Annotated in this window: 16 protein-coding genes; 14 read left to right on the forward strand and 2 right to left on the reverse strand. The window is 57.8% G+C overall.

Annotation, left to right across the window (positions count from 1 at the left end):
- Positions 1-20: 20 nt before the first annotated feature.
- Positions 21-299: a YfcL family protein gene (locus tag ABLU67_RS06365; RefSeq protein ID WP_014230278.1), complete on the forward strand. Its 279-nt coding sequence runs from the start codon at positions 21-23 to the stop codon at positions 297-299.
- Positions 300-353: 54 nt separating this feature from the next.
- Here the strand turns inward: ABLU67_RS06365 and mnmC are convergent, their stop codons facing one another.
- The gene (mnmC, locus tag ABLU67_RS06370) at positions 354-2342 is read right to left on the reverse strand and encodes a bifunctional tRNA (5-methylaminomethyl-2-thiouridine)(34)-methyltransferase MnmD/FAD-dependent 5-carboxymethylaminomethyl-2-thiouridine(34) oxidoreductase MnmC (protein WP_224384626.1); all 1989 of its coding nucleotides are present in this window, start codon (positions 2340-2342) and stop codon (positions 354-356) included.
- 158 nt (positions 2343-2500) lie between these two features.
- On the opposite strand from mnmC, the gene fabB reads away from it, so the two are divergent.
- Entirely contained in the window at positions 2501-3718 is a 1218-nt protein-coding gene (fabB, locus tag ABLU67_RS06375) for a beta-ketoacyl-ACP synthase I (RefSeq protein WP_004852899.1), read from the forward strand.
- A gap of 204 nt (positions 3719-3922) precedes the next feature.
- A complete protein-coding gene (locus ABLU67_RS06380) occupies positions 3923-5098 on the forward strand; it encodes an MFS transporter (RefSeq protein ID WP_014230275.1) in 1176 nt (391 codons plus the stop codon).
- A 39-nt stretch (positions 5099-5137) separates the two neighbouring features.
- On the opposite strand, the gene flk is transcribed toward ABLU67_RS06380, so the two are convergent.
- Positions 5138-6097 (reverse strand): flagella biosynthesis regulator Flk, encoded by a 960-nt coding sequence (flk, locus tag ABLU67_RS06385; RefSeq protein WP_025106658.1) that lies wholly within the window; start codon positions 6095-6097, stop codon positions 5138-5140.
- Positions 6098-6220: 123 nt separating this feature from the next.
- Here flk and pdxB point away from each other — a divergent pair, with 123 nt between their 5' ends.
- The 11 genes from pdxB to argT all read left to right on the forward strand — a co-directional run bounded on the left by pdxB (position 6221) and on the right by argT (position 17080).
- On the forward strand, positions 6221-7357 hold the full coding sequence (pdxB, locus tag ABLU67_RS06390) for a 4-phosphoerythronate dehydrogenase PdxB (protein ID WP_047723153.1): 1137 nt from the start codon (positions 6221-6223) through the stop codon (positions 7355-7357).
- Between the two features lie 62 nt (positions 7358-7419).
- Positions 7420-8433 (forward strand): aspartate-semialdehyde dehydrogenase, encoded by a 1014-nt coding sequence (locus tag ABLU67_RS06395; protein ID WP_004852895.1) that lies wholly within the window; start codon positions 7420-7422, stop codon positions 8431-8433.
- Positions 8433-9245, forward strand: coding sequence for a tRNA pseudouridine(38-40) synthase TruA (gene truA, locus ABLU67_RS06400; protein ID WP_009654666.1), 813 nt, complete (start codon positions 8433-8435; stop codon positions 9243-9245). The genes ABLU67_RS06395 and truA overlap by 1 nt, the downstream gene beginning before the upstream one ends.
- A gap of 27 nt (positions 9246-9272) precedes the next feature.
- Complete coding sequence (locus ABLU67_RS06405; RefSeq protein WP_004123217.1) at positions 9273-9932, forward strand: DedA family protein; 660 nt, start codon at positions 9273-9275, stop codon at positions 9930-9932.
- A gap of 194 nt (positions 9933-10126) precedes the next feature.
- The gene (gene accD, locus ABLU67_RS06410) at positions 10127-11041 is read left to right on the forward strand and encodes an acetyl-CoA carboxylase, carboxyltransferase subunit beta (RefSeq protein ID WP_004870882.1); all 915 of its coding nucleotides are present in this window, start codon (positions 10127-10129) and stop codon (positions 11039-11041) included.
- A 72-nt stretch (positions 11042-11113) separates the two neighbouring features.
- On the forward strand, positions 11114-12382 hold the full coding sequence (folC, locus tag ABLU67_RS06415) for a bifunctional tetrahydrofolate synthase/dihydrofolate synthase (protein ID WP_064357778.1): 1269 nt from the start codon (positions 11114-11116) through the stop codon (positions 12380-12382).
- Positions 12372-13061: a cell division protein DedD gene (gene dedD / locus ABLU67_RS06420; RefSeq protein ID WP_025106662.1), complete on the forward strand. Its 690-nt coding sequence runs from the start codon at positions 12372-12374 to the stop codon at positions 13059-13061. The genes folC and dedD overlap by 11 nt, the downstream gene beginning before the upstream one ends.
- 199 nt (positions 13062-13260) lie before the next feature.
- Complete coding sequence (gene cvpA / locus ABLU67_RS06425) at positions 13261-13749, forward strand: colicin V production protein (RefSeq protein WP_004104143.1); 489 nt, start codon at positions 13261-13263, stop codon at positions 13747-13749.
- 33 nt (positions 13750-13782) lie between these two features.
- The gene (gene purF / locus ABLU67_RS06430) at positions 13783-15300 is read left to right on the forward strand and encodes an amidophosphoribosyltransferase (RefSeq protein ID WP_004123211.1); all 1518 of its coding nucleotides are present in this window, start codon (positions 13783-13785) and stop codon (positions 15298-15300) included.
- A 136-nt stretch (positions 15301-15436) separates the two neighbouring features.
- Positions 15437-16006, forward strand: coding sequence for a UbiX family flavin prenyltransferase (locus tag ABLU67_RS06435; protein WP_064374505.1), 570 nt, complete (start codon positions 15437-15439; stop codon positions 16004-16006).
- A gap of 291 nt (positions 16007-16297) precedes the next feature.
- Positions 16298-17080, forward strand: a complete 783-nt coding sequence (argT, locus tag ABLU67_RS06440) for a lysine/arginine/ornithine ABC transporter substrate-binding protein ArgT (RefSeq protein WP_014230270.1) — start codon at positions 16298-16300, stop codon at positions 17078-17080.
- The last annotated feature ends 26 nt before the right edge of the window (positions 17081-17106 follow it).

Here is a 17106-nt window from a genome sequence, read left to right on the forward strand (position 1 = left end):
ACATACTATGAGGAAAGAAGATGATCGCGGAGTTTGAATCACGCATTCTGGCGTTAATTGATGATATGGTCGACCACGCCAGTGATGACGAACTGTTTGCCGGCGGTTATCTGCGCGGCCACCTGACGCTGGCGGTGGCCGAGCTGGAAGGAGAGGGCGAGCATACTGCGCAAGCGGTACATGACAAGGTATCCCGAAGCCTGGAAAAAGCCATCAGCGCGGGCGAACTGTCGCCGCCGGATCAGGTTTTGGTGCAGGAAATGTGGAACAGTTTGTACCAGAAGGCGATGCAGAAATAGTTCTGCCCTCCGCCAAAGCCCGGCATTCGCTCAGCCGGGCTCTATTTCCCGCAATTATTTCACCGCTTTCCCTTTCAGCAGTTTTCTTACCCACAGCCGGTTAGGATTCAGCGCCGCCAGCGTTTCTTTATCCATGGGTAATGGCTCATTGCTCATTTGCGACGCCAGAATTTCAGCCGCCAGCGGCGCGGAGCACAGGCCGCGCGAGCCCAGAGCTCCCAGCATATACAGGTTGCGGTAAACCGGCGCTTCTCCGGCCTGCTCCTGACGTTCAGCCAGAGAGGCATATTCGCGTAAGGTGGCCTCATAATCAGGTACGCTGCCGACCATCGGCAAATGATCGCGGGTTGCGCAGCGCACGCCGCTGCGGGCCTGATTAGCGCTCACGTCTACCTCCCGCGTCCATTCCGCCTGCGGGAAACAGTCAATCAGGCGCTGGCGATTCTGCTGCTGATCCTCGGCGCTAAACGCGGCCTCTGCCTGTCCGCGGTGGTAGCTTGCGCCAATGCAGTGTTGCTGATTATGCGGGTTTTGCGGCGTCAGGTAGCCGTTGTAGCACAGGACCTGGCGCAATTTCGATAGCCCTGGCGTCGTCGGAATATGGCTAACCTGACCGGCAACCGGGTACATGGGAAGATGCTCCGTCTGGCTAAAGCGGGTCAGCTGATGGCCGTTGGCCAGCACCACGACCTCGTGGTACTGCCGCTGGTTTAATTGCCAGCCGTTGTTGTCTGCGCTGAGATCCGTGACCGGATAATCGTAGCGCACGCGCAATCCGCGAGTGGCGGCGAGGGCCAGCAGTTCAGCGGTTAACTGCTGCGGACAAAGCCAGCCGCCGGCAGGATAGGCGATGCCCCCGCAGCCGGTTTCCACACCGGTTTGTTGCGCAGTGGTTCGGGCGTCCACGGCGACGGCGATTTCCGGCGGCAGGTTAAGCGCAATCATCTGGGCGATTTTCTGCGCGCTTTTCGTATCCCAGCCCAGCTGCGTCACGCCGCACCAGTCATGATCGAACATCACCGGCAGAGCGTCATACAGGCGGCGGGCGAAAGTAAATGCCGCCGGGAAGAAGCGGGCCAGGGCGGGATCGTGCTGGCTGAGCAGCGGATAGAGCGCGCCCTGGCGGTTTCCGGATGCGCCTCCAGCCGGCGCGCTGTCGGCGCAGTATAACGTTACCTGCCATCCGCGGCGCAGCAGCGCCAGCGCGAGCAGGGCGCTGGCGATCCCCCCGCCGATAATCGCGGCATCGCGCTGTTCCGTACCGCTGCGGGCAAACCACGGCGCGCGCGCGGGGATCTCCGGCGTTTCACGCATTTCGCCGGTCAGCATTTCGCGCTTGCGGCCAAAACCCTTGCGCTTCTGCATGCTGAAACCGGCCTCCTGCAGGCCGCGGCGCACAAAGCCGGCGGAGGTGAAGGTGGCCAGGGTACCGCCGGGTCTTGCCAGACGAGCCATCGCCGCAAACAGCTCCGCCGTCCACATGTCCGGGTTTTTTGCCGGGGCAAAGCCATCAAGAAACCAGGCGTCCACCTGCTGATTAAGCGAATCATCGAGCTCGTTGGTCAGTTCATTAATATCGCCAAACCACAAATCCAGCGTGACCCGCCCTTCATCCAGCAGCAGACGATGGCAGCCCGCGATGGGCAGAGGCCACTGCGCCTGCAGCTGCTCGGCCCAGGTTGCAAGCTCCGGCCAGCGCTGGTGGGCAAGGCGCAGGTCCTCCGCTTTCAGCGGAAATTTTTCGAAACTGATGAAATGTAATCTTTGCAGGGTAGCTTCTGGATTATCGCGGTGAAAAACGTCAAACGCCTGCCACAGCGTGAGGAAATTCAGGCCGGTACCGAACCCGCTTTCGGCAACCACAAAGAACGGACGTGCATGCTCAGGGAAGCGTTCCCTGAGTTGGTTTCCGTCGAGGAAAACGTAGCGCGTCTCTTCCAGACCGTTGTCATTGGAAAAGTAGACATCGTCAAAATCTCGGGAAACAGGTGTACCCTCAGCGTTGAATTCCAGGTTGGCGGGTTGTATGGCGTTTTGTTTCACGTAAGTTACTCGAATCACAAGGCGTAGAACGATCTTAACGATGTGTGCCTGAGGGCGCAAATTTATACACAAATTGGCTGATCGGACTTGTTCGGCGTACAAGTGTACGCTATTGTGCGACTCGAAACTTAATATAGTGCGACTTACAGAGGTATTGAATGAAACGTGCAGTGATTACTGGCCTGGGCATCGTTTCCAGTATTGGTAATAACCAGCAGGAAGTCCTGGCATCTCTGCGTGAAGGACGCTCCGGGATCACTTTCTCTGAAGAGTTTAAAGATTCAGGAATGCGCAGCCACGTATGGGGCAACGTCAAACTGGACACCGCCGGCTTGATCGACCGTAAAGTGGTTCGTTTCATGAACGATGCCTCTATCTATTCCTATCTTTCCATGCAGCAGGCAATTGAAGATGCTGGCCTGAAAGATGAAGTCTATCAGCAAAACCCGCGCGTGGGCCTGATTGCCGGTTCTGGCGGTTCTTCTAAATCTCAGGTTTTCGGCGCTGATGCAATGCGCAGCCCGCGCGGTCTGAAAGCGGTTGGCCCCTACGTGGTGACCAAAGCGATGGCGTCCGCGGTATCCGCTTGCCTTGCAACACCGTTCAAAATCTACGGCGTGAACTACTCCATCAGCTCCGCCTGTGCGACTTCCGCACACTGCATCGGTAACGCTGTTGAACAAATCCAGCTGGGCAAACAGGACATCGTGTTTGCCGGCGGCGGCGAAGAGCTGTGCTGGGAAATGGCGTGTGAATTCGACGCGATGGGCGCGCTGTCCACCAAATACAACGAAACGCCAGAAAAAGCGTCTCGTACCTATGACACCCACCGTGATGGTTTCGTTATCGCGGGCGGCGGCGGTATGGTTGTGGTTGAAGAGCTGGAACATGCTCTGGCGCGCGGCGCGCACATCTATGCTGAAATCGTTGGCTACGGCGCAACGTCCGATGGCGCAGACATGGTTGCCCCGTCCGGTGAAGGCGCGGTTCGCTGCATGAAGATGGCGATGGACGGCGTTGATACGCCGATTGACTACCTGAACTCCCACGGTACTTCTACCCCGGTAGGCGATGTGAAGGAGCTGGGGGCGATTCGTGAAGTCTTCGGTGATAACAGCCCGGCGATCTCCGCGACCAAAGCGATGACCGGCCACTCCCTGGGCGCCGCTGGCGTACAGGAAGCTATCTACTCCCTGCTGATGCTGGAACACGGCTTTATTGCGCCGAGCATCAACATCGAAGAGATGGACGAGCAGGCAGCCGGCCTGAATATCGTGACCGAGCCGACCGAACGCGCGCTGACGACCGTGATGTCTAACAGCTTCGGCTTTGGCGGGACTAACGCCACGCTGGTCATGCGCAAATACCGCGCATAACGAACACGCTTTACAAGGGGAGCCAACGGGCTCCCTTTTTTGTATTCTTGACAGACCCCCGGGAGAAAAGGCAAACTCCTGGCACAACATTATTCTCTCAGATAATGCGTAAGCGTTTAACGTCATCCAACGCGCCTTAACCCTGATAATCAGGTGGAGAGGGCGTGGTCTCACCTCGCCTTACTCTGCGAACTGGAGTAAAGCATGTCCGCAGTCACTGAAACAAAACGCACTCCTTCAGCGAATGGTTCGCTGTTTCGGATCACGTTCGCCGTTTTTCTCACCTATATGACCGTCGGCCTGCCGCTACCGGTTATCCCTTTGTTTGTCCATCAGGAACTGGGATTTGGCAATACCATGGTTGGCGTCGCCGTCGGTATCCAGTTTCTGGCGACCGTATTAACCCGCGGCTATGCCGGCCGCCTTGCCGATCAGTACGGCGCCAAACGCTCTGTCCTGCAGGGGATGTTGGCCTGCGCGCTGGCGGGGGGCGCCTGGCTGTGCGCCGCGCTGCTGCCGGTGCCGGTCATGGCGAAGTTTGGCCTGCTGGTGCTTGGCCGTCTGATCCTGGGTTTTGGTGAAAGCCAGCTGCTCACCGGTAATTTAAGCTGGGGGATGGGGCTGGTGGGGCCCATGCGTTCCGGTAAAGTCATGTCGTGGAACGGTATGGCGATATACGGTTCTCTGGCGGCCGGGGCGCCGCTGGGGCTGCTGATCTACAGCCATTACGGCGTCGCGGCGCTGGCCTGTGTCACCATGGTGCTGCCGTTAGTGGCCTGGGCGATTAACGGCACGGTGCGTAAAATTCCTGCTCACGGCGGCGAGCGGCCGTCGCTGTGGAGCGTGGTGGGAATGATCTGGCGGCCCGGTATCGGTCTTGGCCTTCAGGGCGTCGGCTTCGCGGTAATTGGCACATTTGTCTCTTTGTATTTCGCCAGCAACGGCTGGGCGATGGCCGGTTTTACGCTGACCGCGTTTGGCGGGGCGTTTGTCCTGATGCGCGTACTGTTTGGCTGGATGCCGGACCGCTTCGGCGGGGTGAAAGTGGCCATCGTTTCGCTGCTGATTGAAGCGATAGGCCTGGCGCTGCTCTGGCAGGCGCCCAATGCCTGGATCGCGCTGGCGGGGGCGGCGCTCACCGGCTGCGGATGCTCGCTTATCTTCCCGGCGCTGGGCGTCGAGGTCGTGAAGCGGGTACCGCCGCAGGTACGAGGAACGGCGCTTGGCGGCTATGCCGCGTTTCAGGATATCTCTTACGGCGTCACCGGCCCGCTTACCGGGCTGCTGGCGACGTCGTTGGGCTACTCTTCCGTCTTCCTGGCCGCGGCAATATGCGCCGTGCTGGGGATCCTGGTTAGCCTGGTGTCGCTGCGTAAGTAGCGCTTCATTCGGCCCGGCATGCGGGCCGATGATATCTCCTTAAATCACCAGCCACAGCAGGGCAAGCACCACGATAGCTGCCAGCGCGATAACCCACGGTTTTTTCAATACCAGCCACGGTGAGGCGGGAGGCGCCTGAACCGGCGGGATCGCCAGCGTCTCCTGGGCTCTGGCGACCCTGAGCACGAAAATTTTGTTGAGCAGCGTCAGCAGCTGCGCCGCGCTGAGCGGCGTTTGCGCCGTCGCGTGCCAGTGGGTTTGGGCAAAATCCATCACTCTTTGCCATTCCGCGGCTTCAAGCGGCTGTTTTAATGCGGCCTGCAGCGAGGTCAGCGTCGGCGCAGCCTGCGAACTGAGCGTTTGCCGCGCATGTAGCCAGTACGAGAGGGGAGTGAAGTGGGTCGCCGGGATCAGCTCTCCGCTCTTGACGCCGCTTAGCTCCAGCATGGATTGCCAGATAAGCTTGCTGGACTCGCCGGTGGCCGCGGCGAGTTTGGTCACCTGCTGATTGAGCGTGTTGTGCTCCGCGGGCAGCAGCGGACGATGCGTTGGCGGGCGCTGCTGCGGCTGAGGAATCGAGAGCTGGCCGCTTTGCAGGAGCTGCAGAACATTCTCCAGCTGCGGCTGGGACAAGGCATGCAGGGCGGTTTGACCGTCATGCTGACGAATATAATCGCTGACCGCCTGGCGATTGTTGCCCTGATTCAGCAGCTCGCTCAGCTGCGCCAGGATTTGCCGACGGTGATGATTTTGCTGGGCGAGGATTAGGCGCTGGTTCAGGCTGTTCTCGGCGGCGGCAAAATGGCTTGCCAGCAGCGGCGCGTCGTTTTTCAGGCTCAGATCGTGTTTTACGCAGGCCCACACTTCCGCATTTTGCTGGGATGTTAAAGCCACCAGGCGCGTAATGAGCCGCTCAAGCGCGGTACGCTGCTGAGTGGTGAGCGGAGGTTCGCCTGAGCCCGGAGGGCGATCGGACATACCTGAAACGGGTTGCGTCATGATTAATCCTTTGCGTATTGCTGTACTAAATTACTGTACTAAGGGCCGGGTGGTGATGTTCCTGGCGGGCAGATTATGGCACACTTCCCCGGTTTACTCTCGCTCTCAGACAGGTACTGAACCGTGAAAATCCTCGTTGATGAAAATATGCCCTATGCGCGCGAGCTTTTTAGCCGCCTGGGGGAAGTGAAGGCCGTTGCAGGTCGCCCTGTCCCGGTTGAAGCGCTGAATGACGCCGATGCGCTGATGGTGCGATCCGTCACCAAAGTTAACGAAGCGCTACTTTCTGGCAAAGCGATCAAATTTGTTGGCACCGCGACGGCGGGTACCGATCATGTCGATCAGGCGTGGCTACAGCAGGCGGGAATCGGTTTTTCCGCGGCGCCGGGCTGCAACGCTATCGCGGTGGTGGAATATGTGTTTTCCGCGCTGCTCATGCTGGCCGAGCGTGACGGTTTTGCGCTGGCCGACCGTACCGTCGGGATCGTGGGCGTCGGCAACGTGGGCGGGCGTCTGCAAAAACGCCTTGAGGCGCTGGGAATCAAAACGCTGCTCTGCGATCCGCCGCGCGCCGATCGCGGCGACGAGGGGGATTTCCGCTCTCTTGACGAGCTGGTGCAGGACGCGGACATTTTGACGTTCCATACCCCGCTCTATAAGGAAGGGCAGTACAAGACGCTGCACCTGGCGGATGAGGCGCTGATTCGCCGCCTGAAGCCGGGGACGATTTTAATCAACGCCTGCCGTGGTCCGGTGGTGGATAACGCCGCGCTGCTGCAGCAGCTGCAGGCCGGGCAGGCATTAAGCGTGGTGCTGGATGTCTGGGAGCCGGAGCCGGATCTGAATACCGAATTGCTCAAGCGGGTGGATATTGGTACGCCGCATATTGCCGGCTATACCCTTGAAGGCAAAGCGCGCGGTACGACGCAGGTTTTTGAGGCCTACAGCGCGTTTATTGGTCATCCACAGCAGGTGGCGCTGGACACGTTGCTACCGGCGCCGGAGTTTGGCCGCATTACGCTGCACGGGCCGCTCGATCAGGCAACGCTAAAACGGCTGGCGCATTTGGTGTATGATGTGCGCCGCGATGATGCGCCGCTGCGAAAAGTCGCGGGCGCTGCGGGCGAGTTCGACAAACTGCGCAAAAATTATCAGGAACGCCGTGAATGGTCTTCGCTGTACGTACAGTGCAGCGATGCGCAGGCGGCGACGCTGTTGCGCCAGCTGGGCTTTAACGCCGTTCATCATCCTGTTCGTTAATATCATCTTAATGCTCCTGCTGGATAATCCGGCAGGGCCGCTTTTTTCTGGAGTACACCACCATGTCTGAAGGCTGGAATATTGCCGTACTGGGCGCAACGGGCGCCGTAGGCGAAGCCCTGTTCGAAACGCTTGCCGATCGTCAGTTCCCGGTGGGGGATATTTATGCGCTGGCGCGTAGCGATAGCGCCGGTGAACATCTGCGTTTTTCGGGCAAGTCGGTTATCGTTCAGGATGCGGCGGAATTTGACTGGACCCAGGCCCAGCTGGCCTTTTTTGCCGCCGGTGTAGAGGCCTCCGCCGCGTATATCGAAGACGCCACTAACGCGGGCTGCCTGGTGATTGATTTAAGCGGTCTGTTTGCGCTGGAGCCGGACGTGCCGCTGGTGGTGCCGGATGTTAACCCGTTCGTACTGGCGGATTACCGCAATCGCAACGTTATCTCGGTCGCGAATAGCCTGACCAGCCAGCTGCTGTCGGCGTTGAAACCGTTGATCGATCGGGGCGGCCTGGCGCGTATCAGCGTGACCAGCCTGCTTTCCGCTTCCGCTCACGGTAAAAAAGCGGTCGATGCCCTCGCGGGGCAGAGCGCCAAATTGCTTAACGGTATTCCGATCGACGAAGATGATTTCTTCGGTCGTCAGCTGGCGTTCAATATGCTGCCGCTGCTGCCCGATCGTGAAGGAAGCGTGCGTGAAGAGCGCCGTATCGTCGATGAGGTCCGCAAAATCCTGCAGGATGATGGCCTGATGATCTCCGCAAACGTCGTTCAGTCGCCGGTGTTTTACGGCCACGCGCAGATGGTGAGTTTTGAAGCGCAGCGTCCGCTAGCCGCCGAAGAGGCGCGCGATGCCTTTAGCCTTGGCGAAGATATCGAACTGTCCGAAGAGGGCGAGTTCCCGACGCAGGTCGGCGATGCTTCCGGTAACGCCCGCCTCTCCGTCGGCTGCGTGCATAACGACTACGGTATGCCTGAGCAGGTGCAGTTCTGGTCCGTCGCCGATAACGTCCGTTTTGGCGGCGCGCTGATGGCGGTGAAAATCGCTGAGAAGCTGGTTCAGGAGTATTTGTACTGATGTCTGAGATGGAGCAGCCGCCGGTCTACAAAATCGCGCTGGGCATCGAATACGATGGCAGCAAGTACTACGGCTGGCAGCGGCAGAACGAAGTCCGCAGCGTACAGGAGAAGCTGGAAAAGGCGCTCTCGCAGGTAGCGAACGAGCCTGTTAACGTTTTTTGCGCGGGCCGTACGGATGCCGGCGTTCACGGTACCGGTCAGGTCGTGCATTTTGAAACCCGCGCGCAGCGTCAGGATGCCGCATGGACGCTGGGCGTAAATGCGAATTTGCCCGGCGACATTGCGGTGCGCTGGGTAAAGCCGGTTCCACCGGATTTTCATGCCCGCTTCAGCGCCACGGCGCGTCGCTATCGTTATGTTATCTATAATCATCGTCTGCGGCCGGCGGTATTGAGCCGCGGCGTAACCCATTATTACCTCCCGCTGGATGCAGAGCGGATGCAGCGCGCCGCTCAGTGTCTGCTGGGAGAGAATGATTTCACCTCGTTTCGTGCGGTACAGTGCCAGTCGCGCACGCCGTGGCGCAACGTGATGCATATTAACGTCACCCGTTATGGTGCATATGTGGTGGTGGACATCAAAGCGAATGCCTTTGTACATCATATGGTAAGGAACATTGTCGGCAGTCTGATGGAAGTAGGTGCCGGTAACCAGCCAGAGAGCTGGATTGCAGAACTTCTGGCGGCAAAAGACAGGACGCTTGCCGCCGCAACGGCAAAGGCGGAAGGATTGTATCTGGTGTCGGTGGACTACCCGGCCCACTACGACCTCCCGGTCATGCCGATGGGCCCGCTGTTTCTGGCGGACTAACCGGGTTATTAAGGGCTAACGCAAACTATGGACCTGATTCACTTTTTAATTGATTTTATCCTGCATATTGATGTGCATCTGGCTGAGCTGGTCGCGGAGTACGGCATTTGGGTATACGCGATTTTATTCTTGATTCTGTTCTGCGAAACCGGCCTGGTGGTCACGCCGTTCCTGCCGGGGGATTCGCTGCTGTTTGTGGCAGGCGCGCTCTCCGCGCTGCCGACCAACGATCTCAACGTGCATTTAATGGTGCTGCTGATGGTCATTGCCGCGATTGTTGGCGATGCCTTGAACTACACGATTGGCCGGCTGTTTGGCGAAAAGCTCTTCAGTAATCCCAATTCGAAAATTTTCCGCCGCAGCTACCTGGATAAGACCCATAGCTTCTACGAACGCCACGGCGGTAAGACCATCATCCTGGCCCGTTTCGTGCCGATCGTCAGAACGTTTGCGCCGTTTGTGGCGGGAATGGGGCATATGTCCTATCGTCATTTTGCGATGTATAACGTTGTTGGCGCGCTGCTGTGGGTACTGTTATTTACCTACGCGGGTTATCTGTTCGGCGATTTGCCGATCGTCCAGGAAAACCTTAAGCTGCTGATCGTGGCGATTATCGTCCTGTCCGTATTGCCGGGCGTGATTGAAGTCATCCGCCACAAGCGGGCGGCGGCGAAACAGGCGAAATAACGCGGCGACGATCTTCGGGCGGTATGCCGCCGCCCGAAGAGTGAAGTGTGAGCGGTTCGACCACTTTTTTATCCCATGTTACGGGATGTTATGATTTAATGTGCAACATTCATGGTCTGTGAGGGGCAAAAATGGCATTATGCGCCCCTTGCGACAAAACTGGCATCGACCAGGTTCAGGTAGAAAGGTTATCAATGAGCTGGATTGAACGAATTAAAAGCAATATAACCCCCACCCGTAAGGCAAGTATCCCTGAAGGTGTATGGACCAAGTGCGACAGCTGCGGTCAGGTATTGTACCGCGCAGAGCTGGAGCGCAACCTGGAGGTTTGCCCTAAGTGCGATCACCACATGCGTATGTCGGCGCGCAACCGCCTGCATAGCCTGCTGGACGAAGGTTCCCTCGTGGAGCTGGGAAGCGAGCTCGAGCCGAAAGATGTGCTGAAGTTCCGCGATTCGAAAAAGTATAAAGACCGTCTGGCGTCCGCCCAGAAAGAGACCGGCGAAAAAGACGCGCTGGTGGTCATGAAAGGCACCCTGCATGATATGCCGGTTGTTGCCGCCGCTTTCGAATTCTCCTTTATGGGGGGGTCGATGGGCTCCGTGGTCGGCGCGCGCTTTGTTCGCGCGGTTGAGCAGGCTCTGGAAGACAACTGCCCGCTGATTTGCTTCTCCGCATCCGGCGGCGCCCGTATGCAGGAAGCGCTGATGTCGCTGATGCAGATGGCGAAAACCTCCGCTGCGCTGGCGAAAATGCAGGAGCGCGGCTTGCCGTATATCTCCGTGCTGACCGACCCAACCATGGGCGGCGTGTCTGCGAGCTTTGCGATGCTGGGCGATCTCAACATCGCTGAGCCAAAAGCGCTGATCGGCTTTGCCGGCCCCCGCGTTATCGAGCAGACCGTTCGCGAGAAGCTGCCGCCGGGATTCCAGCGCAGCGAGTTCCTGATTGAGAAAGGGGCGATCGACATGATCGTACGCCGCCCGGAAATGCGTCTGAAGCTGGCCAGCATTCTGGCGAAGCTGATGAACCTTCCGGCGCCAAATCCGGAACCTGCTCACGAAGGTGAGGTGGTGCCACCGGTGCCGGATCAGGAACCAGAGGCCTGATAATGCAGAGGGCAGGCCTGACGGCGCTGCCCTTTTTTTTACGCGTAGTTATCCTAACTCTTGCCGGACATCATGGAAAAACAACCTATTCCTCAGGCCACGTCGCCCCTGGCTACGTGGCTTTCTTATCTGGAACATCTGCACAGCAAAACTATCGATCTCGGGCTGGCGCGCGTCAGCGAGGTCGCGCAGCGGATGGCGGTAATGAAACCTGCGCCGTTTGTCTTTACGGTGGCGGGGACCAACGGCAAAGGCACCACCTGCCGTACCCTGGAGTCGGTGCTGATGGCGGCGGGCTATAAGGTTGGCGTTTACAGTTCGCCGCATCTGGTGCGCTACACAGAGCGGGTGCGGGTGCAGGGCGAAGAGCTGGCGGAGCTCGCGCATACGACCTCTTTTGCCGAAATTGAAGCCGCGCGCGGCGAGATTTCCCTGAGCTATTTTGAGTTTGGCACCCTCTCCGCGCTGTGGCTGTTTCAGCAGGCGCGGCTGGATGTGGTGATTCTTGAGGTGGGCCTGGGCGGCCGCCTGGATGCGACCAATATCGTCGATGCTGACGTGGCGGTGGTGACCAGTATTGCTCTCGACCATACCGACTGGCTGGGGCCCGATCGCGAAAGCATCGGCCGCGAAAAGGCGGGGATTTTCCGCCCTGGTAAACCGGCTGTCGTCGGCGAACCCGATATGCCGTTGACCATCGCTGAGGTGGCGAGCGAAAAAGGGGCGCGGCTCCTGCGCCGTGACGTTGACTGGCAGTATGACGCCAGTGAACAAGGCTGGTCCTTCCGCGATCGTCAGGGGGCGTTAAGCGATCTGCCGCTGCCGCAGGTCCCGCTGCCGAATGCGGCTACGGCGATTGCGGCCTTGCGCGCCAGCGGGCTTAAGGTAAACGAGCAGGCGATGCGCGATGGCGTTCAAAACGCGATGCTGCCGGGGCGTTTCCAGATAATCAGCGATGCTCCCCGGACGATCCTGGATGTTGCCCATAATCCGCATGCGGCGGCCTATCTCGCCGGGCGTCTCAAAACCTTATCGAAAACGGGGCGCGTGCTGGCGGTTATTGGTATGCTGCATGACAAGGATATTGCAGGAACGCTGGCAAATTTGCAGGCCGAAGTTGACGACTGGTACTGCGCGCCGCTGGAAGGGCCGCGCGGAGCCACGGCGGAGCAGCTGCTGGAACATTTGCGCGCAGGTAAAGTCTATACTAGCGTCGCTGAGGCGTGGCATGCCGCGATGGCGGACGCCGGGCCTGAAGATACGGTGCTGGTGTGTGGTTCATTCCATACGGTGGCGCATGTAATGGAAGAAATAGACGCGGGGAGAATCGGTGGCGAGTAAGTTTCAGAACCGTTTAGTCGGGACGATTGTGCTGGTGGCGCTGGGGGTGATTATCCTGCCAGGGCTGCTGGATGGTCAGAAAAAACATTATCAGGATGAGTTTGCCGCCATTCCGCTGGTGCCAAAACCGGGGGATCGCGATGAGCCGGATATGCTGCCAGCGGCGACCCAGGCGCTGCCTTCGCAGCCTCCTGAAGGGGCGGCGGAAGAGGTGAGGGCCGGCGATGCCGCTGCGCCATCGCTGGATCCGTCGCGGATACCGGTGAATAACAACAGTTTTGATGTGGTGCAGGAGCCGGTGGTCGCACCGAAACCACAGCCGAAACCTCAGCCGAAGCCGGTAGAGAAGCCGCAACCGCAACCACAGCAGCAGCAGGTTACGGCGCAGACGCCGCCCCCTAAACCGCAGCAGCAGGCTGAAATTCCGGCGCCGACCGGTAAAGCCTATGTGGTGCAGCTTGGGGCGCTGAAGAACGCCGATAAGGTCAACGAGATTGTCGGTAAGCTGCGCGCTTCCGGCTTTAAAGTTTACACGTCGCCTTCGACGCCGGTGCAGGGTAAAATTACCCGTATTCTCGTGGGGCCGGATACCTCGAAGGATAAGCTGAAAGGTCAGCTTGGTGAGCTGAAGCAGCTTTCGGGACTTAGCGGCGTGGTCATGGGCTACAGCCCGAACTAACTCTCTCTTTTTTAAAGGAGTAGAGTGCTGAAACCCCTGTCTGACGCGCTCTGAAGAGGCGAAAGACAGTATGGCGTTGAATGTTTTTTCAGCGCCATTTTTATTTCTGTAGGGCACGGAAATCCCTACGCAAACGTTTTCTTTTTCTGTTAGAATGCGCCCCGAACCGGACGACAGGGCGTAAAATCGTGGGACGTATATGGTCTGGATTGATTACGCCATAATTGCGGTGATTGGTTTTTCCTCACTGGTTAGCCTGATCCGCGGCTTTGTTCGTGAAGCTTTATCGCTGGTAACCTGGGGATGCGCTTTCTTTGTTGCCAGTCATTACTACACTTACCTGGCTGTCTGGTTCACGGGCTTTGAAGACGAACTGGTCCGAAATGGGATTGCTATCGCGATACTGTTTATCGCAACGCTTATCGTCGGCGCTATCGTTAACTTTGTGATAGGTCAGCTGGTGGAAAAAACCGGCCTGTCGGGAACCGACAGGGTGTTAGGGATCTGCTTTGGCGCCCTGCGCGGGGTGCTAATCGTCTCGGCGATTCTGTTCTTTCTCGATAGCTTTACCGGTATGGCGAAAAGCGAAGACTGGCAAAAGTCTGAGCTTATCCCGCAGTTCAGTTTCGTTATCAGATGGTTCTTTGACTATCTGCAGAGCTCGTCAAGTTTCTTGCCCAAAGCATAAGCGTTGGGATGTAGCTTAACGAGGAAAAGACGTATGTGCGGTATTGTCGGTATCGCCGGTGTTATGCCGGTAAACCAGTCGATTTATGACGCGTTAACGGTGCTTCAGCATCGTGGCCAGGATGCCGCAGGCATCATCACCATTGATGCGAACAACTGTTTCCGTTTGCGTAAGGCGAACGGTCTGGTGAGCGACGTTTTTGAAGCTCGCCATATGCAGCGTATGCAGGGCAATATGGGTATTGGTCACGTTCGTTACCCGACGGCTGGCAGCTCCAGCGCCTCCGAGGCACAGCCTTTCTACGTCAACTCGCCGTACGGCATTACGTTGGCGCACAACGGTAACCTGACTAACGCTCACGAGCTGCGTAAAAAGCTGTTTGAAGAAAAACGCCGCCACATCAACACCACCTCTGATTCCGAAATCCTGCTCAATATCTTCGCCAGCGAGCTGGACAACTTCCGCCACTATCCGCTGGAAGCAGACAACATTTTTGCGGCGATCGCCGCCACCAACCGCCAGATTCGCGGCGCTTATGCCTGCGTAGCGATGATTATCGGTCACGGCATGGTCGCTTTCCGCGACCCGAACGGCATTCGTCCGCTGGTGCTGGGCAAGCGCGATATCGGCGATGGCCGCACCGAGTATATGGTCGCTTCGGAAAGCGTGGCGCTGGATACGCTGGGCTTTGAGTTCCTGCGCGACGTGGCGCCTGGTGAAGCGGTATATATCACCGAAAAAGGCCAGCTGTTTACTCGCCAGTGTGCGGAAAACCCGGTCAGCAACCCGTGCCTGTTCGAGTACGTCTATTTTGCGCGTCCGGACTCCTTCATCGACAAAATTTCCGTTTACAGCGCCCGCGTCAATATGGGCACGAAGCTGGGCGAGAAAATTGCCCGCGAGTGGGAAGATCTGGATATCGATGTGGTCATTCCCATTCCGGAAACCTCCTGCGATATCGCGCTGGAAATTGCCCGCATCCTCGATAAGCCGTATCGCCAGGGGTTTGTTAAAAACCGCTACGTTGGCCGTACCTTTATCATGCCGGGTCAGCAGCTGCGCCGTAAGTCCGTGCGCCGTAAGCTTAACGCCAACCGCGCCGAGTTCCGCGATAAGAACGTGCTGCTGGTGGATGACTCCATCGTGCGCGGCACCACCTCTGAGCAGATTATCGAGATGGCGCGCGAAGCCGGGGCGAAGAAAGTGTATCTGGCCTCCGCTGCGCCGGAAATTCGCTTCCCGAACGTGTATGGCATCGATATGCCAACCGCCAATGAGCTGATAGCCCACGGGCGTGAGGTAGATGAGATCCGCCAGATCATCGGCGCCGATGGCCTGATTTTCCAGGATCTGGACGATCTGATTGACGCGGTGCGCGCGGAGAATCCGGATATTCAGCAGTTTGAATGCTCGGTCTTCAACGGTATCTACGTCACTAAAGATGTCGATCAGCAGTATCTGGACTATCTCGACTCTCTGCGTAACGACGACGCGAAAGCGGTTCAGCTGCAGAATGAAGTTGAAAACTTAGAGATGCACAACGAAGGGTAATCCTCTGTTTTGCTGAGAGCCCGCGGTCTGACGGCCGCGGGCTTTTTTATTTTCTCGCGCCAAATGCGGGCCCGCGGTTGCGTCGGAGACTATAATCCGGCAAAGTCTGCGCCATTGTGTGAAAGGGGCAACCATCGTGAAGCGACTCATTATCGGTATTTCTGGCGCCAGCGGCGCGATTTACGGCGTACGCTTGCTCCAGGTTTTGCGCGAAGTTTCGGATGTCGAAACCCATCTTATTTTAAGCCAGGCCGCGCGCCAGACGCTGGCGCTGGAGACGGATTTCTCCCTGCGCGAGGTGCAGGCGTTAGCCGACGTGGTGCACGATGCCCGCGATATCGCCGCCAGCATCTCTTCCGGCTCTTTTAAAACCGCCGGGATGGTGATTTTGCCATGCTCAATGAAGACCCTCTCCGGCATCGTTCATAGCTATACCGACGGGCTGCTGACCAGGGCGGCGGACGTGGTGCTTAAAGAGCGCCGGCCGCTGGTGCTGTGCGTACGGGAAACGCCGTTCCACCTTGGCCATTTACGGCTGCTGGTCCAGGCGGCGGAAATGGGCGCGGTGATTATGCCGCCGGTTCCGGCGTTTTATCATCGCCCGCAAAGCCTGGACGATGTGATTAATCAGACGGTCAATCGCGTGATCGATCAGTTCGATATCTCTCTTCCGCAAGACCTCTTTTCCCGCTGGCAGGGGGCGTAGGGCGCACTAAGATAGTGCGCCTTGTTCACATCTGCCTCCCCGCAGTGCAATTTTGTCGCCTCGATCAAATCCTCAACATTTAATTTGTTTTTTTGCGCTGCGGCACTGCGGTTTATCCGTTATTGCTGGTATCTTCCCTTTTAAGACAAATTTGCAACCTTTATTTAACAAATTTAACGCCCTTTCCAGCACGCACTGAGAAAATGGCATAAAACGTGCAAGATTTTGCCGGCAGTACAAATAACAAGATAACGCATCGCATAACAACATCACGACACTTAAGGGTAACCTATGAAGAAGACGGTCCTGGCTCTCTCTTTAATGATGGGAATTTGCAGCGCCTCCAGCGCGTTCGCCGCGCTGCCGCAGAGTATCCGCATTGGCACCGATGCCACCTACGCGCCTTTCTCTTCAAAGGATGCGAAAGGGGATTTCGTGGGTTTTGACATTGATTTGGGTAACGAGCTCTGTTCGCGCATCAAAGTAAAATGCACCTGGGTCGGCAGCGATTTCGACTCCCTGATCCCGTCGCTGAAGGCCAAGAAAATCGACGCCATTATCTCTTCGTTGTCGATTACGGAAAAACGCCAGCAGGAAATCGCCTTCTCTGACAAGCTCTACGCGGCCGACTCCCGCCTGATCGCCGCCAAAGGCTCGCCGATTCAACCGACGCTGGAATCCCTCAAAGGCAAGCATGTTGGCGTACTGCAGGGCTCCACCCAGGAGGCCTATGGTAATGAACGCTGGCGCAGCCACGGCGTGGACGTTGTGGCCTATCAGAATCAGGATTTGATCTACTCAGACCTTGCTGCGGGTCGCCTGGACGCCGCGTTGCAGGATGAAGTGGCCGCCAGCGAGGGCTTCCTCAAGCAACCTGCCGGTAAAGATTTTGCCTTTGCCGGTCCTTCCGTTAAAGACAAAAAGTTCTTCGGTGATGGTACCGGCATCGGCCTGCGTAAGGACGATAGCGAGCTGAAGGCCGCGTTTGATAAAGCGCTGGCCGACATGCGTAAAGACGGCACCTACGACAAAATGGCGAAGAAATACTTCGACTTCAACGTTTACGGTGATTAAGACGCCCGCTGGCCCGGACGCCGGGC

Origin of the sequence: Klebsiella sp. GN_Kp190 (assembly GCF_040061795.1) — a bacterium.
Classification (GTDB): Bacteria; Pseudomonadota; Gammaproteobacteria; order Enterobacterales; family Enterobacteriaceae; genus Klebsiella; species Klebsiella michiganensis.

Coding starts and splice junctions, on each gene's coding strand:
- flk (WP_025106658.1), bottom strand. CDS start 6,097: ATGACGCAACCCGTTTCAGGTATGTCCGATCGCCCTCCGGGCTCAGGC.
- cvpA (WP_004104143.1), top strand. CDS start 13,261: ATGGTCTGGATTGATTACGCCATAATTGCGGTGATTGGTTTTTCCTCA.
- folC (WP_064357778.1), top strand. CDS start 11,114: ATGGAAAAACAACCTATTCCTCAGGCCACGTCGCCCCTGGCTACGTGG.
- purF (WP_004123211.1), top strand. CDS start 13,783: ATGTGCGGTATTGTCGGTATCGCCGGTGTTATGCCGGTAAACCAGTCG.
- ABLU67_RS06365 (WP_014230278.1), top strand. CDS start 21: ATGATCGCGGAGTTTGAATCACGCATTCTGGCGTTAATTGATGATATG.
- ABLU67_RS06380 (WP_014230275.1), top strand. CDS start 3,923: ATGTCCGCAGTCACTGAAACAAAACGCACTCCTTCAGCGAATGGTTCG.
- ABLU67_RS06405 (WP_004123217.1), top strand. CDS start 9,273: ATGGACCTGATTCACTTTTTAATTGATTTTATCCTGCATATTGATGTG.
- argT (WP_014230270.1), top strand. CDS start 16,298: ATGAAGAAGACGGTCCTGGCTCTCTCTTTAATGATGGGAATTTGCAGC.
- accD (WP_004870882.1), top strand. CDS start 10,127: ATGAGCTGGATTGAACGAATTAAAAGCAATATAACCCCCACCCGTAAG.
- fabB (WP_004852899.1), top strand. CDS start 2,501: ATGAAACGTGCAGTGATTACTGGCCTGGGCATCGTTTCCAGTATTGGT.
- ABLU67_RS06395 (WP_004852895.1), top strand. CDS start 7,420: ATGTCTGAAGGCTGGAATATTGCCGTACTGGGCGCAACGGGCGCCGTA.
- truA (WP_009654666.1), top strand. CDS start 8,433: ATGTCTGAGATGGAGCAGCCGCCGGTCTACAAAATCGCGCTGGGCATC.